Annotated in this window: 22 protein-coding genes, 1 tRNA gene and 1 pseudogene; 18 read left to right on the top strand and 6 right to left on the bottom strand. The window is 67.9% G+C overall.

Annotated elements, in window-relative coordinates; all coding sequences use genetic code 11:
* Positions 1–150: 150 nt before the first annotated feature.
* From VFE28_07915 to VFE28_07875, 9 genes are all read left to right on the top strand, one after another.
* Positions 151–1,242 carry an alpha/beta hydrolase-fold protein gene (locus VFE28_07915; protein ID HZM15912.1) on the top strand — a complete coding sequence of 364 codons (1,092 nt, stop codon included), beginning with the start codon at positions 151–153 and terminating at the stop codon, positions 1,240–1,242.
* A 265-nt stretch (positions 1,243–1,507) separates the two neighbouring features.
* Entirely contained in the window at positions 1,508–3,310 is a 1,803-nt protein-coding gene (locus VFE28_07910; GenBank protein ID HZM15911.1) for a tetratricopeptide repeat protein, read from the top strand.
* 22 nt (positions 3,311–3,332) lie between these two features.
* Positions 3,333–3,674 (top strand): STAS domain-containing protein, encoded by a 342-nt coding sequence (locus VFE28_07905; GenBank protein ID HZM15910.1) that lies wholly within the window; start codon positions 3,333–3,335, stop codon positions 3,672–3,674.
* A gap of 22 nt (positions 3,675–3,696) precedes the next feature.
* Entirely contained in the window at positions 3,697–4,716 is a 1,020-nt protein-coding gene (locus VFE28_07900; GenBank protein ID HZM15909.1) for a MotA/TolQ/ExbB proton channel family protein, read from the top strand.
* 43 nt (positions 4,717–4,759) lie between these two features.
* On the top strand, positions 4,760–5,215 hold the full coding sequence (locus VFE28_07895; protein ID HZM15908.1) for a biopolymer transporter ExbD: 456 nt from the start codon (positions 4,760–4,762) through the stop codon (positions 5,213–5,215).
* 49 nt (positions 5,216–5,264) lie between these two features.
* Positions 5,265–5,771: a biopolymer transporter ExbD gene (locus VFE28_07890; GenBank protein HZM15907.1), complete on the top strand. Its 507-nt coding sequence runs from the start codon at positions 5,265–5,267 to the stop codon at positions 5,769–5,771.
* On the top strand, positions 5,771–6,517 hold the full coding sequence (locus VFE28_07885) for a TonB family protein (GenBank protein ID HZM15906.1): 747 nt from the start codon (positions 5,771–5,773) through the stop codon (positions 6,515–6,517). Before VFE28_07890 ends, VFE28_07885 begins: the two co-directional genes overlap by 1 nt.
* A gap of 154 nt (positions 6,518–6,671) precedes the next feature.
* Complete coding sequence (locus VFE28_07880; protein ID HZM15905.1) at positions 6,672–7,574, top strand: hypothetical protein; 903 nt, start codon at positions 6,672–6,674, stop codon at positions 7,572–7,574.
* Entirely contained in the window at positions 7,571–8,566 is a 996-nt protein-coding gene (locus VFE28_07875; GenBank protein HZM15904.1) for a hypothetical protein, read from the top strand. The genes VFE28_07880 and VFE28_07875 overlap by 4 nt, the downstream gene beginning before the upstream one ends.
* 220 nt (positions 8,567–8,786) lie before the next feature.
* Here VFE28_07875 and VFE28_07870 read toward each other — a convergent pair whose 3' ends face one another.
* Positions 8,787–9,950, bottom strand: a complete 1,164-nt coding sequence (locus VFE28_07870) for a PLP-dependent aspartate aminotransferase family protein (GenBank protein ID HZM15903.1) — start codon at positions 9,948–9,950, stop codon at positions 8,787–8,789.
* 199 nt (positions 9,951–10,149) lie between these two features.
* Here VFE28_07870 and VFE28_07865 point away from each other — a divergent pair, with 199 nt between their 5' ends.
* From VFE28_07865 to uppS, 4 genes are all read left to right on the top strand, one after another.
* Positions 10,150–12,093, top strand: a complete 1,944-nt coding sequence (locus VFE28_07865; GenBank protein HZM15902.1) for a molybdopterin-dependent oxidoreductase — start codon at positions 10,150–10,152, stop codon at positions 12,091–12,093.
* Positions 12,094–12,452: 359 nt separating this feature from the next.
* The gene (locus tag VFE28_07860) at positions 12,453–12,923 is read left to right on the top strand and encodes a hypothetical protein (GenBank protein ID HZM15901.1); all 471 of its coding nucleotides are present in this window, start codon (positions 12,453–12,455) and stop codon (positions 12,921–12,923) included.
* Positions 12,924–12,993: 70 nt separating this feature from the next.
* Complete coding sequence (locus tag VFE28_07855; protein ID HZM15900.1) at positions 12,994–13,308, top strand: transcriptional regulator; 315 nt, start codon at positions 12,994–12,996, stop codon at positions 13,306–13,308.
* Positions 13,309–13,454: 146 nt separating this feature from the next.
* The gene (gene uppS, locus VFE28_07850; GenBank protein HZM15899.1) at positions 13,455–14,159 is read left to right on the top strand and encodes a polyprenyl diphosphate synthase; all 705 of its coding nucleotides are present in this window, start codon (positions 13,455–13,457) and stop codon (positions 14,157–14,159) included.
* 172 nt (positions 14,160–14,331) lie between these two features.
* Here the strand turns inward: uppS and VFE28_07845 are convergent.
* Positions 14,332–14,407, bottom strand: a tRNA-His gene (locus VFE28_07845).
* 167 nt (positions 14,408–14,574) lie between these two features.
* Here VFE28_07845 and VFE28_07840 point away from each other — a divergent pair.
* On the top strand, positions 14,575–15,246 hold the full coding sequence (locus tag VFE28_07840) for an RluA family pseudouridine synthase (protein ID HZM15898.1): 672 nt from the start codon (positions 14,575–14,577) through the stop codon (positions 15,244–15,246).
* 12 nt (positions 15,247–15,258) lie between these two features.
* Positions 15,259–15,834, top strand: a pseudogene (locus VFE28_07835) (cob(I)yrinic acid a,c-diamide adenosyltransferase).
* Between the two features lie 480 nt (positions 15,835–16,314).
* On the opposite strand, the gene VFE28_07830 reads toward VFE28_07835, so the two are convergent.
* A complete protein-coding gene (locus VFE28_07830) occupies positions 16,315–17,079 on the bottom strand; it encodes a hypothetical protein (GenBank protein HZM15897.1) in 765 nt (254 codons plus the stop codon).
* A gap of 222 nt (positions 17,080–17,301) precedes the next feature.
* Between VFE28_07830 and VFE28_07825 the strand changes: the two genes are divergently transcribed.
* The 3 genes from VFE28_07825 (at position 17,302) to VFE28_07815 (ending at position 19,263) form a co-directional block, all read left to right on the top strand.
* The gene (locus VFE28_07825; GenBank protein ID HZM15896.1) at positions 17,302–18,111 is read left to right on the top strand and encodes a metallopeptidase family protein; all 810 of its coding nucleotides are present in this window, start codon (positions 17,302–17,304) and stop codon (positions 18,109–18,111) included.
* 67 nt (positions 18,112–18,178) lie between these two features.
* Complete coding sequence (locus VFE28_07820) at positions 18,179–18,508, top strand: carboxymuconolactone decarboxylase family protein (GenBank protein ID HZM15895.1); 330 nt, start codon at positions 18,179–18,181, stop codon at positions 18,506–18,508.
* A 197-nt stretch (positions 18,509–18,705) separates the two neighbouring features.
* Positions 18,706–19,263 carry a hypothetical protein gene (locus tag VFE28_07815; GenBank protein HZM15894.1) on the top strand — a complete coding sequence of 186 codons (558 nt, stop codon included), beginning with the start codon at positions 18,706–18,708 and terminating at the stop codon, positions 19,261–19,263.
* An 87-nt stretch (positions 19,264–19,350) separates the two neighbouring features.
* Here the strand turns inward: VFE28_07815 and VFE28_07810 are convergent, their stop codons facing one another.
* From VFE28_07810 to VFE28_07800, 3 genes are all read right to left on the bottom strand, one after another.
* Positions 19,351–20,799, bottom strand: a complete 1,449-nt coding sequence (locus tag VFE28_07810; protein ID HZM15893.1) for a hypothetical protein — start codon at positions 20,797–20,799, stop codon at positions 19,351–19,353.
* Positions 20,799–20,990 (bottom strand): hypothetical protein, encoded by a 192-nt coding sequence (locus VFE28_07805; GenBank protein ID HZM15892.1) that lies wholly within the window; start codon positions 20,988–20,990, stop codon positions 20,799–20,801. The genes VFE28_07810 and VFE28_07805 overlap by 1 nt, the downstream gene beginning before the upstream one ends.
* Before the next feature lie 18 nt (positions 20,991–21,008).
* Positions 21,009–22,259 (bottom strand): sodium:proton antiporter (locus tag VFE28_07800; protein HZM15891.1); only part of this gene is annotated, 1,251 nt, incomplete at its 5' end.

The following is a 22,259-nucleotide window of genomic DNA, read 5'->3' as shown; positions in this document are numbered from 1 at the left end:
TCTCCCAGCAGGCGTTTGGGAAGCTTAGCACAGCACCCGCCGGCGTCGTGGCGGTGGGGCGCTGCCGCCGTCGCCGCCGTGGCGGCGGTTGCGGCGTCGCAGGGGGGGCCCGTAGGATGCGCACGTTCCCGGTGCACGAAAGGAAGCAGCGTGGCGGGCGAGCAGCGGAAGCGCGCGCATGCGGTGCGGGGCACCGTCGTCCAGGTCGAGTTCAGCAGCCGCGTGCTGCGCCGCAACCCTCTCGGCGACCCCAGCGTACGCCGTCTTCCCGTGTACCTGCCGCCGGGGTATGCGACCTCGTCACGGCGCTATCCCGTGCTCTTCGCCCTCTCCGGTTTCACCGGCTCGGGCCGCTCCTGGCTCAACACCTCGCCCTGGGGTGAAGCCCTCGACGCTCGACTCGACCGCCTGCACGCCACCGGTGTGTTGGCGCCGACCATCGTCGTCATGCCGGACTGCTGCACGCGGTGGGGCGGCAGCCAGTACCTCGACTCCAGCGCCACCGGTCGCTACGAGGAACATCTGATCGGCGAAGTCGTGCCTTGGGTGGAGAAGAGTTGCCGTACCTTGCCCGGCCGCGCGCACCGCGGCGTCTTCGGCAAGTCGAGCGGCGGCTACGGGGCCCTGCGGCTCGGCATGCGCCACCCCGAGGTGTTCGGCGCCGTGGCGTGTCACAGCGGCGACATGGGCTTCGAGTTCTGCTACTTCCCGGACTTCCCCAAGTTCTTGCGCCAGGTGGAACGCCACGGCGGTGTCGCAGGATTCGTCCGCGCCTTCGAAGCGTCGCCGCGCAAGAGCCACGAGCTCTTCGACGCCATGAACATCCTGGCCATGGCGGCCTGCTACTCGCCGCAGCCCGGCCGGCCCTTCGGTATCGGCTTGCCCATGCATCTGCACACCGGGGCCCTGGACCGCGGCACCTGGGAGCGCTGGCTGCGCCAGGACCCGCTACGGCTGCTGCCGCGCCATGCCGCCGCACTCCGGAGCCTGCGGTTGCTCTACCTGGACTGCGGCAGCAGCGACGAGTTCGCCTTGCACCTGGGGGCCCGTCAGTTCCACGCCGGCCTGCAGCGTCTCGGCATCCGCCACCGCTACGAGGAGTTCGACGACGGGCACATGAACGTTTCCTACCGTTTGGACCGCTCCCTGCCACTCCTCCGCCGCGCTCTCGGGCGGCGCCCCTCGAAGCCGCGGCGCTCCCGGAACCAAAAGGTGCTGCGGCGCCTTGGTATGCGTGGGTGATGATCGCGGCTCGCCCGCCCGTCCCCCGGGCGGTGGCCTGCCCGAGACCTCGAGCGGCGGCTGCCGGACACCGGCTCCTTCCCGGGGGCGTGCCGGTTGCGCCGCGATTCCCTGCGCCCTTATATTGACGGGGTTTAGCTCGCCCAACGGGACCGAAGTGCGCCCTCGACATGGAGTCGGCTGGCGGCGGAGCTTCGGTAAGGGCGGGTTGCCCGCATCCATCCTCGAACGTCAAGAGCGTGGAACCCAGGAACCAGGTGGTGTGATGCAGTCGTTCGCGAAGCCGTTTCTCCGCTTCCTTGAGCGCCGTGCCCGCGTGACGCGGCGCGCGCTCCTCTTGCTGGCCGTGGGGGTTTTCCTCGCCCCTGGTTGGGCCTCGGCCGGGCGGGACATGTCGCAAGTCGATGAAGCTCTCGCCAAGGACGATCTCGCCACCGCTCGCCAACTGCTGGAGCAGATGCTGGCGGCGCAGCCCGACGACCCCCAGGTGCACGGGCTGCTGGGCGAAATCCGCTGGCGGCGCGGCGAGTTGAAAGAGGCGCGGGAACATTTCGACAAGGCCCTGGCCAAGAACCCGGCAGACGCCCATGCGCTGGCGGGAAAAGCGCTGGTGGCGCTGGCCCAGGATGATTTGCCGGGAGCCGAGCAGCTGGCGACCAAGGCGCTGGAAGCGGACAAGAAGGAATGGCTCGCCAATTTCGCCATGGGTCGGGTGATCCTCGCCCAGGGCAAAGTGGAAGCCGCCTTCAGCTATCTCGAGAAGGGCAAGGACACCAAGAAGCGCGGCGATGGTCGCGACCTCTTCGAGGAGGGGATGGGCCTCTTGGCGCTGGCGGAGAAGGACGTGGAAGGCGCCGAGACCAATCTCATCCGCGCCCGCGCTTTGGCGCCAAACACGGTGGAGCACGTGATGGCGCTGGCGGCCATGTACGAATCGACCCAGCAATGGGGGCAGGCGGCGAAGGTGCTCGAGGACATGGGGGCGAAGATCGGCAAGACCCCGCAGCTGTCCTACCGCCTCGGACGCGCCTACGAGAACATGAACCGGCTCAACGAAGCCGCCAAGGAATACCAGTCGACGTTGCAGGCGGATTCCACCTACGCACCGGCGCTGGCCTCTCTCGGCCACCTCTTTCTCTTGGACACCAAGCGGACGCCGGCGGCGATCAACCTCTTGAGCCGCGCCGTGGCCCTGCGACCCACGGCGGCAACGCGCCTCGACCTGGGGATCGCGCTCACCCGAGACAACCGCGCCGCCGAGGCCATCCCGCATCTGGAAGCGGTGCTCGCCGAGAACCCCGAGCCGGCGGTGAAGCTGGCCTTGGCCCGGGCCTACCTCAAATCGGACAACGCCGCCAAGGGCTTGGAGATGTTCAAGGCGAACCCGGAGCTCGCCAACGAGGCGCAGGCGTCCGACATGGTCCTGGTGGGGACGGCCTGGATCCAGGCCAAGGATTACCCGAAGGCCCGTGCTGCCCTCGACAAGGCGGAGGAAAAGGATGCCACGCTCTCCGACATCCCTTACCGCCGCGGCCTGATCCTCCTCTACGAGAAGAACTATCCCGCCGCCATCGAGCAGCTGCAGAAGAAGATCCTCGCCGATCCCCAGAGCGCCAATGCCTGGCTCAATCTCGCCATCGCCTACCAGGGGAACCGGGACCCCAAGGCTGCAGCGGAGGCCTATCGCAAGGTGACCGAGCTGGCGCCGAACTCGCTCCAGGCCTGGACCAGCTACGCCAACGTCCTCTCCGAGCAGGGTGCGAACGACCAGGCCAAGGCGGCCTTTGACAAGGCTTTGCAGATCGATGCCAAGAACGCCCCGGCGCTGCGGGGGCGGGGCTACCTCTACCTGGCCGCGTCGCAGTATCCTCAGGCCATCACCGATCTGCGGGGGGCGACGGCGAGCGACCCCAAGGATCCCCAGGGCTGGGTCTGGCTGGGTCAGGCCCTGCTCAACTCGGGGAACAAGCCGGATGCGGAAGCTGCCTTTCAGAAAGTGCTGCAACTGGAGCCGGGCAACGCGGCGGCGAAAGAGGGGTTGGACGTGATCAAGGGCAATTCACGCTAGACGAGCACGCGGGGAGGTGCCGATGGCGGTCAAGATCGAGAAGCTGGGGGATGTCGCCGTGGTGGTGCCGGAAGGCAATTTCTTCGGCGGCAAGGAAACCGACGAGTTGGACAAGACCATCAAGGCCCTGCAGGGCGACGAGAACAAGAAGATGGTCCTCGATCTCGGCCGGGTGAATCATTTGAACAGTATGGCCATCGGTCTGCTGGTCGGGGCCCATACGAATTACCAGAAGCGGGGCGGCCGGATCGTCCTCGCGAACGTGGATCGGAGAATCTCCAATGTCTTCGTCGTCACGAAGCTCTCCCTCGTCTTCGAGGTGGCGAACACTCGCGAGGAAGCGCTCGCGGCGCTCGGAGCTTAGTGGTCCGTTCGCGAACCGCGTGGTGGCTCTGACACCCGACGACATGGTGGTGTCGCGCTACACCCGTTTCGCCGATGCCAAGCTCTCCGATCAGCTCCTCAAGGCGGCCATCGAGGAGCGGGCGCGGCGCCTGGAGACCCAGCGCCGCCGGCGCAGTGTCCCGGTCGATCACGCGGCGCTGCGGGCGCGCCGCCTGGCGGCCTTGCAGGCCGCTGGCAAGCTGAAGCCCAGGCTCAAAATCCTGCGTGAGCCCCTCCCGCCGGAGAAGCGGCTCGATGCACCTACGGACGACAAGAAAGCGAGGCGATGGACAGTGCGAGGCGCGTTGTGGCTCTGGTTCGTCATCTTCGGTTCCCTGGGAGTGGGGTGGGTCATCTTCAAGCAGCTGCCGGAGAACATCCAAGCCGGCGGCGTCATGGTGGCCGTGCTCATCGCTCTCGCCATCATCATTTCCGTCATCATCCTGGAGCGCCTGTGGACGATCCGTGGCGCCAAGGGGCGTGAATCGCTGTCGGTGTTCGTCAAGAAGATCCAGGCGACGATCCAGAACAACGATCTGGAAGGGGCCCTGGATCTGTGCCGCCGCCAGCGCGGCGCGCTGGCCAACGTGGTCTATGCCGGCGTCGACACCTTCATGGCGACGGAACGCAAGGAGATGACCGACGAGGAGCGCATGGAGGAGACGCGGCGGGCCCTGGAAGAGGCCAACGCCCTGGAGACGCCGCTCCTCGAGCGCAACCTGGTGTTCCTCTCCACCATCGCCTCCATCGCCACGATGACGGGGCTCACGGGGACGACGCGCGGCATGATCCGCGCCTTCTCCGCCATGTCGAGCCAGGGCATGCCCGATGCCACCCAGCTGGCGCTGGGGATCTCCGAGGCCCTGTGGAACACGCTGCTCGGTCTGGTCATCGCCCAGGTGGGGATCATCGCCTTCAACTACTTCTCCACCCGGGTGGACAATTACAACTTCATGATGGACGAGACGGTGCACGAGATCCTGCAGCTGCTGTCGCGCAAGGAGAAGACCGTCGTCGCCTGAACGCCTGAACGGCGTGGGCGCGGCGCGAGCGAGGAGCTAAGTCGTGGGAAAGAAGCGCATCGGCATCGCCATCGACATGACGCCGTTCGTGGACATCGGCTTCCTCCTGCTCATCTTTTTCATGAGCACGACGTCGTTCAAACCGCCGGAGCCGATCCAGCTGTCGCTCCCCTCGTCGAATTCGGAGTTCAAGGTGCCCGAGAGCGACGTGCTGGTCCTCTACGTGGACAAGGACGGTACCCTGGCCATCCAGCTGGGACTGGTGGCCAAGGAAGCCGAGTTCATCGAGGCCAAGGACCTGGCGACCTACGTGATGAACGCCCGGGCGCGGAATCCGAAGCTGCGCATGGCGATCCGCGCCGACAAGGACGTCCCCTACGGGGTGATGGCGGACGTCATGAAGGCCATGCAGATTTCCAACACCCTGCGCTTCAACCTGGTCACCGAGTTGGAGCAGGGGACGTTCGATCTCAGCATCGAACCGAGCAAGGGTCACTGACAGGAACGCGTGCCCCCTGATCCGGGGCGCGCCGAGGAGGTGAGAGTCCATGGGTGGTCTGGACATCGCAGCCCACGATACAGGTGGAGGCAAGAAGAAGGGCGTTCTCAGTCACAAGAAGAAGGGTCGCGGGCGTATCGCCATCGACATGACACCGTTCGTGGACATCGCCTTCCTGCTCCTCATCTTCTTCATGGTGACCACGGTGTTCCGCCTGCCCCAGGCCATGGAGCTCAACCTGCCGCCGGAAGAGGCGGAGGTGGAGGTGGCGGAATCCAACGTCTTCATGCTCTACGTCCACGGCGACGGGGAGATGGTGTACCGCCTGGGCACCGACGGACCGCTGGAAGTAGTGCAGTTCGCCGGGCTGCGGGAGATGCTGCACGACATGCTGAAGCAGAACGACAAACTCATTACCTTGGTCAAATTCGAGCGCACGACGCCGTACCACTGGATGGTGGACGTCCTCGATGAGTTTCTCCTCGGCAACATCAACCGTTACAGCTTCGACGCCATGACCCCGGAGGAAGTGGCCGAGGTCAAGGGAGGAGCTTGATGGCGACGGTACGGCTCGGATACGAAGCCGCCGGGCGCTTCCCGCGCTGGGGTTACCTCGACAAGTTCTACATCAACGAGGTGATGCCTCGCGCCTTCATCGTCACCGCGATCTTCTGCCTGGTCGGGGCCGGATCCTGGTACGGCTACAAGAGATACGACGAGTACCGGCGCGGCAAGAAAGTGCATGGGGCCACGCGCAAACCCGTACGCGTGCTGACCGCGGCGGAGATCGGCGTACCTCCGTCGTTGATGCAGACCCAGACGACGGCGGTGAAGGTGGAGGTGCGCACCGCCCCGAAGGTGGCCATGCCGGTGCCCGTGCCCGATGAGGAAGCCGTCGAGGAAACCATCGCCACCAGCGAAGAGATGTCCGCCGGCAACGCCAATCCCCTGGGGATGGCACTCGGTGCCGGCGACAGCCTGGTGATCGATGCCGGTGACGTGGGATTGCCGAGCCCCGACGAGTACGTTGCCTTCGAGAAAGCGCCGGAGCTGGTGAAGATGGATCCGGTGTCCTATCCGGACATCGCCCGCGAGGCTGGCGTCGAGGGCACGGTGCTCGTCCGCGTCCTCGTGGGCGACGATGGCTTCGTCAAGGACATGATCATCATCCAGAGCGTGCCGATGCTGGACGAGGCCGCCGCCGATGCGGCCTGGACCGCGGTGTTCAAGCCGGCGCTGCAGAAGGACCGGCCGGTGGCGGTGTGGATGGTGATCCCTCTCGAGTTCAGTCTGCACGAGTAGGTGCGGTGCTGCCGGCTGTCGCGCCCGCGCCCGCGGCGGCACGCCACGGCGCCGCTGCTCCCGGGTGGTCTTCTGGGTGTCCCCGCGCTTCCCTTCTCCGTCGCCGCGATCCCGCTGCCTCCGTCGCGACCGCGCTCTCGTCCTGGCGCTTGTCATGAGCGGTGCCAGTGCGGGCGGCGCCCTCCCCAGCTGGTGCGCCCCTGCTCCCCTCGCTGCCGCGGCGCGCGGCGGCGCCCCCGACGCCACCTGGCGGCAGGCGCCGCTCTGGGACGACGGCAAGGCCGAGTTCGCGGCGTACGAGATCACCTGGCGGCGCTACGACCATCTCTATCCGGGACAGGCGCTGCTCGTCCTCGTCAAGGAACCTTGGGCGCCGGAGCTGGACGTCAAGGCCGACCGGCCGCGCCCGGACGGCTTCGACGTGCTCAAGCTGAACCATGTGCGCGACGTGCCGACGGGAATCTACACCTACCATCAGATGGCGAGCGTCTACTTCCGGCGTGACTCTGCGGCGCTCGTGAAGCTGGCGACGTCGAGCACCGAAGCCTGTGGCGTGGCGACGGCGCTGCTCCGGGATGGAACGCTGAGCACGCACTCCTACTTCGACGGCGAAGGGGACCGCAGCCAGACGTTCCCGGCGGCGGCCATCCCGGAGGATGCCCTGCCCGCCCTGCTGCGCGACTATGTGCGGGGGGAGCCGCCGCCCTCGCTCGATGTCTTTCCGTTGTTGCTCATGGGAAGGTTCGGCCGGCTCGAAGCCGAAACTTGGCGGGTGAGCAAGCGGCCGGCCGCGACGCTCCAGGTGCCGGCGGGAACCTTCACCGCCGTCGAGATCGTTCTGGAGAGCGGCACCGCCACGCGTGCCTATGCCTTCGAGCAGGCGCCACCGCACCGGCTGCTGCGCTACCGCGATGCGCAAGGCACCGAGTATCGCCTCGTCAAAACGGAGCGACTCGCCTACTGGCGGTTGCACGCCCCGGGCGACGAAGCCTGGTGGCCTGCATCCCTGCGACCGCCAGCTGCCGCCGCACCGAAAGCGCCGGAGGTACGGCCATGAGGTTCTCGGGATCGGCGCGCTCCTTGTGCTCCGCGCTCAGCACGTTGCGGCCCACTTTCGTCCGGGCTCTTTGGAGCTGTGTCATCCCGTGCGTGGGAGTGGCCGGTGCGGTCGGGGCGGAGTCGGATCCGCCCGTGCCGGCGGCGGCGCGTGCGGCTCTGCTCGTGCGCCCGGATCGGGTGGAAGCGCAACCGGCGGCGTCCCTGGCGCTCGGCCTCCCGTGGTTGCTGCGCAGCTTCGTGAGCCCGGCGGCGCTGGGCTCGCGCGGCGAGCGCTTCACCATTCTGGTCGTGGATGCGGGGAGCGCCCCGGAAACCGTCGGGCTCGCCCGGGGCAAGGAAGATGTGCGCGAAGTCTTCGCCCGCCTACGCGGCGCGCCGGCGGGCTCGATCGGGCCGCACGAGATCTACGCCCTGCAGCAGAGCCCAGACCGCATCGCTCTCGTCGGGGCGCAGGAGATCGCCGAAGGGAGTACCGCGGGACTCCGGCGACTCCTCGAAACCGTGGCTGCACGACCGGAGCGCCAGGCGCTGGAGCAGACCTTGAGGGCTCAGCCGGTGCCGCAAGCGGCGGCGACTCTGCTCTATTTCTCCGGGGCGGACGAGGCCAATTTCGTCCGCATTCTCCGCGATCTGGACGTGATCTGGCAGGGCCTGGCGCGGGTCGCCGCACCTTACGAGACGGCGCTCAAGCTCCTCGGCACCATGCGTGGCTGTCGTGCCGATGTCTGGCAGGAAGCCGATTCGGTGCGGGTGCAGGTTCTCCTCGTCTGCCCCGGCAGCTTGGAAGCCAAACGCTCGCTGGTGGCGCTGCGCACGGCGCGGCAGCTGGCGCCGCTGGCTTCGGATGCGGCGGTGCGCAACGGCTCCATCACCCCGCAGGACGCGGAGCTGGTGGAAAGCGTCCTCGGCACCATGCGCTCCCGTGCCGAGGGCGAACAGGTCCACGTCGATCTCGCCGTCGCGGCGGAGCTGGTGCTCCCGCGCCACTGAACGCCACGGGCATCCGAGCCTGTGCGAGGGCGAGAGGCGGACGCTCCTGGCGCGCTCTCCGGCGCGCTCGTCACTCGACACGCGGCCTGCTCGCGCCTCCATGCGCTCGCCACGGCCGCGTGACGCCGCCTCTCGTCCTCGGACAGGCTCGGCGCCAAACGCCGAGGTCCCGGGCGAGGCGAGGAGCCGCCGCCTCGAAGCCATCGACGCTCGTCTCGTCTCAGCCTTCCAGTGCCTGCGCGAAATCCTCGCAGAGCTCGTCCACCGACTCGATGCCGACCGAGACGCGCACCAGATCTTCGGTCAAGCCGAGCTTCTCGCGCTCCGCCACCGGCAGGCCGAGATGGGAGCTGCGGGCTGGGCGCACGACGAGGGACTCCGTGCACCCCAGGCTCGCGGCGTGCAGGGGGATGCGGAGGCGCTGGAGCATGCGCTCGGCTGTCGGAGCGTCGGCGGCGTAGAAGGAGAGCATGCCGCCGCAACCGCTGAAGAGCCGGCGGGCGCGCTGGAACCCCGGGTCGGTTTCGAGCCCGGGATATTGCACCCGTCGCACTCGCGGGTGGCCGGCGAGGAAGCGCGCCAGGCGCAGAGCGTTGTCGTTCTGCCGCTGCACCCGGAGCACCAACGTCTTCAGCCCGCGTTCCAGGAGGAAGCAGGCGTGCGGGTCGAGCGCGCCGCCCAGGTGGTTCAGCTTGTGACGCACGCGCTCCACCTTCTCTGCTGCACCCACCACGACGCCGGCCACGATATCGCTGTGGCCGTTCAGGTACTTGGTGGCGCTGTGCACCACTAGGTCGAAGCCGAGCTCGAGGGGCCGGAAGTTGACCGGCGTGGCGAAGGTGTTGTCGATGACACTGACCAGACCGTGCTGCCGCGCGAACGCCACCGCAGCCTCGAGTTCGCCCACCTCCATCAGCGGGTTGGAGATGCTCTCCACGTAGAGGATGCGGGTGTTGCGGCGTAACCCCGCCTCCCAGCCCGCAGGATCGGCCATGTCGATGGGGGTGTGCTGGATCTGCAGGCCCGGAGCGTCGTCGTTGAGGAAGTTCTGCGTGCCGCCGTAGAGCGCGCGGTGGGCGAGCACGTGTTCTCCGGCCCCGACGAAACTGAGCAGGACGCTGGTGATGGCGGCCATGCCGCTCGCGGTCACCAAGGCATCCTCGCCGCCTTCGAGTGCCGCCAGCCGGCGGTGCAGGAGGAGGTGGTTCGGCGAGTTGTTGAGCCGGATGTAGCGCACCGCCGCGTAAGAGTCTTCGTCTGCCATGAGATAGTTCGCCGTTTGGAAGATCGGGGAGACGACGGCCCCGGCCTGTCGCGCCTCCGATTGACCGGCGTGGATGACGTTGGTCTCGATGCTCTTGAAACGGCGATAGGCTGCTTCCACGGCGGATCCTCCTGGCGCTGAAAAGTGCGTAGACCACGCAGGAACGGATTATATCCCTCGACGGACCGGGCGTCGCGACAGCAAAACGGCGCGCCGAGGGAGGATCGACTGGCGCGCTCTCCGAAGTGCGTGTAAGATGATGTTCTCGCCCGGCTCCGAAGAGCCTGCCGCCGTTCCCTGGGGAGTGCCGGAGACCCGCATGCCCACCAAGCTGCACACCGTATGCAATCGTGACTGTCCCGATGCCTGCGGCATCGTGGCCACGGTGGAAGATGGCCGCGTTCTCACCATCGGCGGCGATCCGGAGCATCCCGTCACCCGCGGCTTCCTCTGCGAACGCACCAGCCGCTTCCTGCAGCGTCAGTATGACCCGTCGCGCCTCGTGCGCCCGCTGCTGCGGCACAACGGCTCCTTCGCCGAGGTGGGCTGGGACGAGGCCCTGGACTTCATCGCTGCCGGCCTCGAGCGCATCCGTCGCGAGTCCGGGCCCGAAGCAGTGCTGCACTACCGCTCCGGGGGTTCCCTCGGCGCGCTCAAGGTGGTGAACGACTGGTTCTTCGAGTGTTTTGGCGGCGCCCGGGTGAAGAAGGGCGACATCTGCTCCGGTGCGGGCGAGTCGGCGCAAGTCCAGGACATGGGCGTGAGCGATTCCAGCGACCTCGAGGATCTCCTGCACAGCCGCTGCATTCTGCTCTGGGGCAAGGGGGTCACCACTTCCTTCGTGCACATGCTGCCAGTGCTGAAGGCAGCGCGAAAGCGTGGAACCGTCGTCGTTCTCATCGATCCGGCACCGGGGAAGACGGCCCGCTTCGTCGATCTCGTCCTGCGCCCCCGGCCGGGGACGGACCGCTTCCTCGCCTTGGGGCTAGCGCAATGGCTCGACGCCCACGATGCGGTCGACCCCACGCTGCCCGATTGGTCGGTGGGGCACGCTCGGCTGCTCGAGCTGGCCCGCTCACGCTCGCTGGAGGACTGGGCCCAGGCCGCGGAGGTGCCCGCGTCGGCGCTGGAGCAGGTGGCCGAGCTCTTCGGCACGGGCAAGCCCGCGAACATCCAGGTGGGGTGGGGCCTGCAGCGCCGGCGCCACGGCGGTGTCACCGTTCGTCTTCTCGATGCCCTCGGCGCCCTGAGCGGCAACCTCGGTGTTTCCGGCGGCGGCGTTACTTTTTATTACAAGCGCCGACGCGCTTTCGACACGGCGCGCTGGGGCGCCCCGGCGTCGCGTCGCGGCATTCCGGAGCCGCTCCTCGGGCAAGGGATTCTGGAAGCCGTCGATCCACCCGTCCGCGCCGTCGTCGTCGACAACGGCAATCCCGTGGCGATGCTGCCGGATTCCCACACCGTGGCCCGGGCGCTCGCATCGCGGGAACTCGTCGTCGTCATCGATCAATTCATGACCGACACCGCGTCTTGCGCCCACGTCGTGCTACCGGTGACGACCATGCTGGAGGAAGAGGATCTGCTGGGTGCCTACGGGCACCATTATCTGCGGATGGCGCAGCCGGTGGCGCGACGACCGGAAGGCGTCCGGTCGGATCTCGAGATCTACCAGGCTCTGGCCGACCGTCTCGGTTTCGGAGCGCGGATGGCCGGCTCGGCACGGGAGTGGTGCGAGCGGTTGCTCGCGCCCTTGGCCGGCCAGGTGGATCTGGACGAGATGCAGAGGCGCGCGGTGCGGAACCCTCTGGCGCCCCGGGTGATCTTCGCCGACCGGAAGTTCCCGACCCCGGACGGGAGGTTCCACTTCGTCGAGGAAGTTTCGCTCGCCCCGGAAACCTCCGACCCCGAGTTCCCCTTGACCCTCGGCTCCTTCTCCACGCCGGAGGCGCAATCGTCGCAGTGGTCGCGTCCCATCGCCGGCCGGCCGTTGCCGGTGCGCTGTCATCCGAGCGCGGCGCCCTGGGCCGAGGCAGGCGAGACCGTCCGCCTGCGCAGCCGACTCGGCACCATGGAGGTGCGGCTGGTGCTGGACGACGCGGTGCACCCGAGCCTCGTCTGCATCCCCAAGGGTGGCTGGCTCGTGCACGGGCAGGCGGCCAACAGTCTGCTGCGGGCGACCACCACCGACATCGGCCTCGGCGCCGCCTATTACGATGAGCCGGTGCGCCTCGAGCCCCTTTCCGCTTTTGACTTGAACCTGTGACTCCCGCCTTCCGCCCCTGACGCATGAACCCGTGACTCGCGCCTTCCGCCTCGACGGTTGCATCCCTCGCTCTTCGAGTTCCTCGCCGCCGCCCGCAACCCAGCCCGCCCGTCCGCGCGCGCCCTCCGTGCGTTTCTGGGCCGCGCGGGGAGCCGCTCTCGGCTTTGTTGCGCAAAGCACTTGACAGCACTCCAGAGAGCGCGCAACCTTTCTGTATGTCGGCTCAGCCGCCACCCCTGCGACCGGTGCCGGAACCGCGTTCGCTGCACCACCATGCGCTGAACGATCTTCGCTTCATCCGTCAGACGATGGAGCGAGCCGCCTCCTTCACCGCGGTCCCGGGATGGGGTGGTGTGGCGGTGGGTCTGACTGCGTTCGGCGCCGCGGGCATCGCGGCGCAGCAGGCGAGCGCCTCGACCTGGCTCGGTGTCTGGCTGGCCGAGGCCGCGGTGGCGGCCGCCATCGGGACCTGGGCCACGGTGCGGAAGGCGCGGGCGGTCGGGCTCTCCCTGCTCCGCGGCGCCGGTCGCAAGTTCCTCTTCGGCCTGGGCCCGCCGATTCTCGCCGGAGGAGTGCTGACGCTGGCGCTCTTCCGCTTGGGGGCGACGCACGCGTTGCCCGGGATGTGGCTCCTCATGTATGGCGTCGGCACGGTCGCCGCTGGCACTTTCTCGGTCCGTGTCGTGCCGGTGATGGGGTTTTGTTTCATGCTCCTCGGCATGGCGACGCTGCTCTTGCCGGCGGCCTGGGGCAATGCCTGCATGGCAATCGGCTTCGGCGGCCTGCACTTGGTGTTTGGTTGGATCATCGCTCGGAGGCACGGTGGCTAGAGAGAGCGGAGCATCGCGCAGCGGCGCACGCAAGACCACGGGGGAGACGAAGCCGAACGGCGTGGCGCGCGTGGCCAACCGGGAGGCACAGCAGCTCGACCGGGTCATCCACGAACGCATTCGGCTCGGCATCGTCAGCGCCCTGGCCGCCAACGAGTCGCTCTCGTTCGGCGAGCTCAAGGATCTCCTCCAGGCCACCGACGGCAATCTGAGCGTGCACGCGCGCAAGTTGGAAGAGGCGCAGTACATCGCGTGCACCAAGTATTTCGAGGGCCGGGTGCCGCGCACGCGCTACCGCCTGACACCAGCAGGACGGCGTGCCTTCGAGAGCTATCTCAACCACATGGAAGCGCTCATCCGCGTCATGCGGCGGAAACAGGGGTGAAGCGGTTGCCGGAAGCATTCGAACCGGGCGGCGCCGGGCGGAGTGGTGCGCTGCGCAGCAGCGATGCGCCACGGCACGGAGTGGCCGGAGGCCGCAACGAATGGGAGGGCGAGCCTCCCCGGGGCGCGCTGCACGTGGCGATCATCATGGATGGCAGCGGCCGTTGGGCCGAGGCGCGGGGCCGCCCGCGGCTCGACGGTCACCGTGCGGGCGAACAAGTCGTGCGGAAGCTAGTGGCGGCAGCGCCGGCTCTCGGGATCGGCACGCTCACGCTCTTCGCTTTCTCCTCCGACAACTGGAAGCGCCCGATCGGCGAAGTGAACGCGCTGCTCTGCCTGCTCCGCGATTTCCTCTTGGACTGGCGAGGCGAGGCGCTTGCCCGCGACATCCGGATCGAGGTGCTGGGCCGTCGCGATCGGCTGTCGCCGGGGTTGCGGGCTGCCGTGGACGCGGCCCGCGCCGCGACCGCGGGCAGCCATGGCCTGCACCTGCGGCTCGCCATCGACTATTCCGGGCGGGACGCCATTCTGCGCGCCGCGCGCCGACTGGCCGGCGGCTGCACGGAATCCGGCCCTTCCGAGAGCGACCGGGTCGCCGATCACGACGCCTTCGCCCGGGCTCTTGCCGACGATGAAGCCGCTGGCCTTCCCGCGCCGGCGGTGGATCTCCTGGTGCGCACGGGCGGGGAACAGAGGCTGAGCGATTTCCTCCTCTGGGAAAGCGCCTACGCCGAGCTCTACTTCACCAAGAAGATGTGGCCCGACTTCGGCGTCGCCGACCTGCGCGCCGCCGTGGACGAGTTCCGCGCCCGGGAGCGGCGCTTCGGCTGCCTCCCCGGCGCCCGCTCCTGAGTTCGAGCCCTGCTTTCGCGCTTCCGTTCCTGCCCGGTGCGATACCGGTACAGCTTCGCCCCGCAGCGTCGCGGGTCAGCATGCCGAGCGCGGCGAAGACCTCTCAGCTACTCGGCAGCAAGCGTCGGAAAGGAAGAAGGCCGCCGGACCGAAGTCCGGCGGCCTTCTCGTATGGGGTGGACGATGGGACTCGAACCCACAACAACTAGGACCACAACCTAGGGCTCTGCCAATTGAGCTACGCCCACCGTGATCCGAGCACGCGACCGCGAGGCCGTTGCCCTGGAGCGGGAACTCTACCAGATCCCCGAGAGAACAAGAAGGCGCAGCGGGAAAGACCAGCGGGGAAAAGACCTTTCGAGAAAGTCTCGATGGCGCTACGGTCCGACGCCGGGCGGCCCCCTTCCGGAGACCGATGCAGCTCGAAGTCCTGTTCGAGGACAACCATTGTCTGGCGTTGAACAAGCCGGCGGGGATGCTGGTCCAGGGCGACCGGACCGGTGACCCGACGCTCGCCGACGCCGCCGGGTCGTACTTGCGCCAGCGGTATGGCAAACCCGGACGCGTGTTCGTCGGCGTCGTGCACCGGCTGGATCGGCCGGTCTCCGGTGTGGTGCTGCTGGCGCGTACCAGCAAGGCCGCTTCGAGGCTCGCCGAGCAGTTCCGGCGCGGCAGCGTCGGCAAGCGCTACCTGGCCCTGGTGGAGCAGGCGCCGCAAGCGCCGTCCGGAACCCTCGTGCACCATCTGGCCAAGGACGAGGCCACGAACCGGACGCGCGTGGTCGGCGCCCGTCACGCTGGAGCGCGGCTCGCGCGCTTGCGCTATCGTGTCGTGACCCAGCACCCCGGCGGTGCGCTCCTGGAAGTGGAGCCCGAGACCGGTCGCTCGCACCAGATCCGGGTGCAGCTCGCCGCCTGCGGCGCCATCATCGTCGGTGACGTGCGCTACGGCTCGCGCCGGCGCCTCGGCAACATGCTGGCGCTTCACGCGTCGCAGCTCGAGTTCGAGCACCCGACGCGGGAGGAGCGGCTCCGGGTCGAAGCGCCTTTGCCCGCGAGCTGGCAGTTGCTGCTGCAGGGTGGCTGAAACAGGAGGCACATGGTACGGCTGACGCGCATCTACACCCGCGGCGGCGATCGCGGCATGACGTCCCTCGGCGACGGCACGCGGGTGCCCAAGACGCACCGGCGCATCACGGCCTACGGCACGGTGGACGAGCTGAACAGCGTACTCGGAGTCGCTGCCGCACTGCGTGGCCTCGCCGCGGCGGATCGGGAGTTGTTGCGGCGCCTGCAGAACGACCTCTTCGACCTGGGTGCCGATCTCTGCGTGCCCCGCCGGGCCCACGAAGACTCGGCCCGGCACCTGCGCATCGTGCCGGAGCAGGTGGCGGTTCTCGAAGCCGCCATCGACGAGCGCAACGAGCGCTTGCAGCCGCTCAAGAGCTTCGTCCTTCCGGGGGGCACGGCCTCGGCTGCCGCACTGCACCAAGCACGCACCGTCTGCCGGCGGGCCGAGATCGAGGTGGCACGCCTGCTCGAAATGGAGCCTGAGGCGGTGGGCGAGCAAGTGCTGCCGTACCTGAACCGGCTTTCCGATCTCCTCTTCGTCATGGCGCGGTGCGCCAACCGCATGGGCCGGAGCGATGCGCTCTGGCGGCCCGGTGCTGGTCGGAGCTCCCAGGCGGTGCCGGTGCGGAAGTCACGATCGCAGGGTCGCCGAGGAGCGCGGCCCGACGAGCGGCGAAGCAAGCGTCCCCGCGCGCGACGAAGCGAGGCGGCAGGCCGCCGCTCTCCACGACGACGTCGCTGATTTCGCCGTTGCGGTGGAAGACAAAGAGATCGACGGCGAGCAACCAGCGTGAAAACGAAGACGGGGAGCTTTGCGCTCCCCGTCGGCCGGGCCTCTGCACCTCGGCGTCAGTGCAGCGCCTCCTTGCTGCTTCGGCCGTGAGGGATTCTCACGGGACCGCCGCGGCGCGGTCAAGCGCACCTTGCCGAATGCAACGCGCTGCGCCGGCGCGCCGCGCGCCGAGTGGCCAAAAATCTGACAAGAACTCGTCTCCACACGCGCGGACGGCGTCAGGACCGGGCCTGGCTGTCCGGAAAGCGCCCCGCAAACCCGCTCCCCGTAAGGAAACGCGGGGTACGAGGATCATTCCACCGGGGGCGTGAAAGCTTCGCCGCGCAGTCCCTTGGACACTTCGGCCGCGAAGGCCGTGACATTCCACCACGGCCCGGGAGCGCCTTTGTACTCGTGCATCCAAAAACCGGGACGAGGGAGGCGCTTCTCCCACACTGCTTTCTTGTCGTAGAGAAGGAAGACGTCGTAGAGGCGCAGATTGACGTCGAAGGTGATGGCGTCGAGAAGCTGCGCATTGAGCAACCGCTGCGGATCCCAGAAATGAGTCACCCGCGGGTCGTTGCATCGCGCCGCCGCTGCCGCCACGGCGGTCTCGTCGTCCTTGTCCAGGACTTTGAGCCAAATGAGAATGACGGCGATATCGGCGGACGGATTCTTCGCCAGGATTTCGCGCTGTAGCTCACCGGCGTTCGCGAGACAGCGCGGGCAGGACGGCGCCAGGAAAGCCACGACCCGCACCTTCTGGGAAGCGTTGTTGAAGGGCTCCCGTGCCGTGAGCCGGTTCTCCAGCAAACGGTACGCCGCCGCCCCGGACGGCGCCGGGGCGGGAGGGGGAGAGGGCGTTTGCGACGCTGCGGCAGGCGGCGGCGTGGCAGGCGACGAGGACGCAGGCGACGTCCCGGCCGGCGTTGCCGGCGCAGCCGCGGCGAGGTCGAGCGTCTCCCGTGCTCCCCGCAGGGCGGGCGCCGGCGCCGCGACCACGAGGGCCGTGGCCGCCGAGAACAGGCCTAGAGCCAAGCGGGCGCCGGCCGAGACCGGTGCAGCGGGAATGCGCATGTGCGGGCCTCCGCTTCGGGAAGTGGTGTCGTCAAGAAAGTTAGCCAACGCCGCAGGCCGAGACAAGAGGGGGTTGCTTGCGGCGAGAGCCGCGGACTAGTCAGAATGCTCCCCGCCGGTGCAGTCGCGCGGCCTGGCGCCGAGGGCACGATCGCGACAGGCTCTTGGCGGGTGTCTCCACCCACCGGGACATTTCATTCGACCGCGTTTCATGAGGTCTGCATGGGAACCAGCGCCGACGACGCGCTTCAGAACATCGAAGCGGCACTCCAAGAAGGCGACTACGAGCAGGCGGTCAACCTGGCGGCGAAGGCAGCCCGGCGGTTTCCCACCGATCCGGACGTACAGGCCGCCTATGGCGAGGCCCTCTGGTCCATGGATGAGGTGGAAGCAGCCCGCGCCGCCTTCGAGACCGCAGTGCAGCTGGCGCCACAATCCGGAATGTTGTGGGCGGACTTGGCGAACGTTCGTCTGGCCCTCACGGAGTTCGAGGCGGCCGGGGAGGCAGCGACGCGCTCCATGACTCTGGAGGTCAACGCGGACGCCCTGGAGATCCTCTGCCGCCTCGCCGAGCGCGACGGCGACCTGAAGAAGGCCGACGCCCTCGCCCGTCGGGCGCAGAAGCTGGATCCGGAAGAGTTCCCGCTGCCCCATCGGGTGAGCGAGGCGGAATTCCACTCCCTGGTGGCGCAAGCGGCGGCAGAGATCCCAGAGCAATTCCAGAATGCCCTGGCCGGAGAGGTGGCGCTCTTGTTGGCGCCGGTGCCGCCGCTCGAGGTGTTGCGTTCCGAGTCGCCGCCCCTCGACCCTCTCCTCCTCGGCTTGTACGAAGGGGTGCCCCTGCCCGAGCGCGATGGCCTGTCCGGGCGGCCCGCGCTACCCGACCGCATCCATCTTTTCCAGCACAACCTGGAACACGTCGCCACGAGTCGCGACGAGCTCATCGAGCAGATCCGCATCACCGTGTTCCACGAGGTGGGGCACTATTTCGGCTTCAGCGACGAGGAGCTGGAAGAGCGCGACTTCGGCTGAAGCCAGAGTCACGGCTCCGACGGGCGGGACGTCACGCCCGTAGGCTGCGAACACGAGGAGGATCGCCATGGCGGAGAAGCTGCCGGACATCATCGAGGGGATCCGGGCCGAGCATCCCGAACTGTGGGATGCGTACACGCACTTGGAGGAGAAGGCCGCAGCCACTGGCCCCCTGGACAAGAAGACGCAGCGGCTGGTGAAGCTGGCGCTCGCTCTCGGGGCGCGCGAGCAGGGCGCAGTGCACTCGCACACGCGCCGCGCCCTGCGACAAGGGATCACGCGGGTCGAGCTGCTGCAGGTGGCGGCTCTCGGCATCACCACCCTCGGCTGGCCACACGCCACGGCGGGCCGGTCCTGGATCCTCGACATCGTGGAGAGCGGCGACAGCGCACCCTGAAGAGCTGCTGCATCTCGCTCCAGGGTCGCGGCACGGCGACGGGTACGATGGAGGGTGGCGCCGAGTCGCCGCTCCCGGCCGGCGGCTGGCCCTGCAGTCGAGAGGCAGGATGATCAAGGCGCAGGCCAGGGAGTACACTGATTCTGGGAACGAAGCATGGACTGCGCGCTGACGACCATGACACTCCAAGGAGAGCCGTGCAGGCAAGGTTCGATGTCGATCGGTTCATCGACGAAGTAAAGCGTGCCCGAGGTGAAGCGCACAGCCAGAAGGCCGTGGATGAGGTACTCGCTCGCGCTGTCGCGGAACCCAGGTCGGTCCTCCTCGGCCTCGGGGAACCGTCGGAAGCCGGGCTCCACACGCTGTACCGGGCCGATGATCTGACCATTCTCAATGTGGTCTGGGCCCCGCTCATGGTGCTCTTGCCCCACAATCACAACATGTGGGCCTCGATCGGCATCTATACAGGCCGGGAGGACAACATCCTCTGGAAGAAAACCGGAGCGGAGGTCGAAGCGGTGAGAGCGGCATCGCTGTCGGAGAAGGAAGTGTTCCCTCTCGGGAAGGAAGCGATCCACTCCGTGACCAACCCCATCGAGCGCCTCACCGGCGCCATCCACATCTACGGGGGAGACTTCTTCGGCGTGCCACGCAGCGAATGGGATCCGGAGTCGCTGCGGGAACGGCCCTGGGACGTCGAAGCCACCCGCAGGCGCTTCGAAGCAGCGAACCGGCGCTTCCAGGACGGCCGCTAGCGCGCCCTTGCACCAAGTGCATCTGAGATCTGCCGCTCGCGCGATGGTTCACCGGCGCTGCCACTGCTGGGCCCGGGACCTGACAGGTCAAGCCTCGAGCGCGCGACCGGCGCGTTGCAAGGCTTCGCCGAAGCGCTGGGCATAATCGCTGCTCGGCAGGATCGAAGCGAGCAGTTCGCCGGCAACGGGGAGCGTCTCCTCCGGGGGCAGGCAGTAGCGCATGAGCAGGAAGCGCTCGCGGTCACGCGCCACCTCGCCGCTCACGTCCTTCCCGTGCAGCACGACCGCGGCGATGTGGTAGGCCAGACGCTCGAAGTCGGGCTCGGCGAGGCCGAAGCGGGTCATCTCTTGCACGCCGAGACGGATGCCGCTCGAGTCGATGAAGCTCGTGTCGTCGGGCAGCGCCTGGTAGTTGGTGAGGATGTTGTTCTGCTCCAGCCGCCGGGCGACCTCCTCGCCGGTGCCGTGGGCGCGGACGCGCAGCAGCACCTGGTGAGTGTGGGTGAAGCCGTCGGCGCGATCGCCTTCCACTTGCAGCCCGGCTGCGTCCAGGGCGCGAGCGAAGGCGCGGGCGTTGCGCAGCACCGCCTTCTGATACTCCCCCTTGAAGGCATTCATCTCGTACGTTGCCAGCAGCAGGCCGAGGAGCGTACCCAGATGGTGATTGCTGGTGGAACCAGGGAAGGCGCGGCTCTTGATCTCCAACCAGAGCTTGCGCAGCGGCGACTCCTTGTCGAAGTTGGAAACCACGACGCCCCGCTGCGGGCCGAAGAAGGTCTTGTGGGTGCTCCCGGTCACCACGTCGGCGCCCTCCTCGAGGGGCGCCTGGAAGGCGCCGTAGAGGCCGAGCACATGGGCCATGTCGTAGTGCAGCAGCGGGCGCGGTTCCCGGTCGCGCACCATCGTCGCCACCTCGCGCACCGGCTCCGGGTAGAGGAACATGCTCTTGCCGAAGACGACGAGTTCCGGCCTGTGTTCCTGCAGCAGCTCACCGAGCTGTGAGAGATCGGTGCGGTAGGGGTTGTCGGCGCGCAAGGGGAAATGCACGACCCGCTCGCGTCCTGTCTCCGGGTCGAAATCGATGCAGTGGAACAGGGCGCCCATGGGCTGTGCGCTCAGGTGGCCGCCCTTGGTGAGGTCGTTGTTCAAAACCTGCCGCAAGCGTCGCGGCGCCTTGCCGCCGGACTCGGTGCTGCGCCAGCGCAGCATCGCCTTGAAGACGACCTCGTTGGCCATCTGGCCACTGATAGGGCGCAGCTCCGCCTCCTCGCAGGCGAAGAAGCGGCAGATTTCGCGGCGCGCCTCCTCTTCCACTTCCTGGATGAAATCGGTGCCCTGGTAGAAGTAGATCTCCCGCCCCTTCAGGGTGCGGTGCTCGGCGTAGCGACCCGCTGGGTCGGCGATCTCGCACAGCTTGACCAGAAGGCTCGGGGTCGTTTCCGAGGGGATCAGGTTGAAGCAGCGGCGCTGCCGCCAGAGGTTGTTCTGGACCGTGCGTCGAGCGAGGGCGGCGACGCGCCCATGCAGTTCGGACATCAGTTCCCTCCCTGAGGGCTCCCGCCCAAGTGCAGGACGACTTCCTCGATGCGCACCCGTTCGTACTGCCGGCAGCGTTCGTGCACCTCCAGCACGCCGCGCAGCTCGCCTCGGGCAGTGCACCAGCCGTGCAGAAAACCGCGAACCAACAGCGGGTCGGTTTCCAGGGTGATCTTCACGCAGGCGCTCACGCCGCCTCCGTCGCGTTCTCAGCGGAAGAAGACGAGGGTCAGGAGCACGAACACCGGCACCAGGAGCGGCAAGGACCAGCGAAAGAGGTAACCGAGGAAACTGGGCATGGCCACGCCGCGTTCCTCCGCGATGGATCGTACCATGAAGTTCGGAGCGTTGCCGATGTAAGTGTTGGCGCCCATGAAGACCGCGCCGCAGGAGATGGCGGCGAGCAGAGTTCCCTGTTCCGTGCTCAACCGGTGCACGGCCTCGTGCGGCGTCCACCCCGGGAAGTGGGCACCGATCGCGGCGCTCAGGAAGGTGAGGTAGGTCGGCGCGTTGTCCAGGACCGAGGAGAAAGCACCGGTGACCCAGAAGTACTCGCCGGGCAGATCCACGTGCTGGACGAGGGGCGCCAAGGCGCCGCGCTCGCCGGCGAGGAGGATGGCGAGCGCCGGGATCATGGTCATGAAGATGCCGGCGAAGAGCCAGGCCACCTCGCGCATGGGAGCCCAAGTGAACTGGTTCGCCGCGCGCAGGGGCCGCGGCGTGAGCCGTAGGGAGGCGAGGCCGATGAGCACCAGTGCCGCATCGCGCAGCAGGTCTTGCAGCTCGAAACGAATGCCCAGGAACTCGACCGCGCGCAGATGCACCAGACCCGAGAGCAGGACGCTGGCGAGGATGGCGAGCAAGAGCGGCAGGTTCACCAGCCCTTCGAGGCGGAGGGGCTCGTGCGGCGTCGGGACGAGGTGAACGGGGCCTTGTCGAAGGCTGGCGGCCGAGGCGGAGCCTTCACGGAGGAAGGCGCGGCGATCGATCCCGTAGTAGAGGGGCAAGAGCACGACGAGCAGGAAAAAGAACTGCGGCCAGAGGTGCAAGGTCCAGAAGAAGGGCACGCCATTCAGGAATCCCAGGAACAGCGGCGGATCTCCCAGCGGCGTGAGCACGTCGCCGATGTTGCTCACCAGAAAAATGAAAAAGATGACGGTGTGAGCCCGCTGCTGCCGGCGCTCCAGGCCGCGCAGCAGCGGCTGGATCAGCAGCATCGAGGCCCCGGTGGTGCCCACCCAGGAGGCGACGAGGGTGCCGGCGAAGAGCAGCGCCAGATTGGCGCGCGGTGTCCCCGACATGGTGCCGCGCAGGACGATGCCACCGGCCACGGTGAACAGCGCCCAGAGCAAGACGATGAACGGCATGTATTCGTGCAGTGTGGTCACCAGGATGGCGTGGACCGCGTCACCCCTGCGAGCGAGCAGGAAGGGAACGGCGAAGATCAGGCCCCAGGCCAC

This window comes from Candidatus Krumholzibacteriia bacterium (assembly GCA_035649275.1).
Lineage (GTDB): Bacteria > Krumholzibacteriota > Krumholzibacteriia.
Note: the sequence above shows the minus strand (reverse complement) of the source record. Positions and strands in the feature narration are given on the sequence as shown.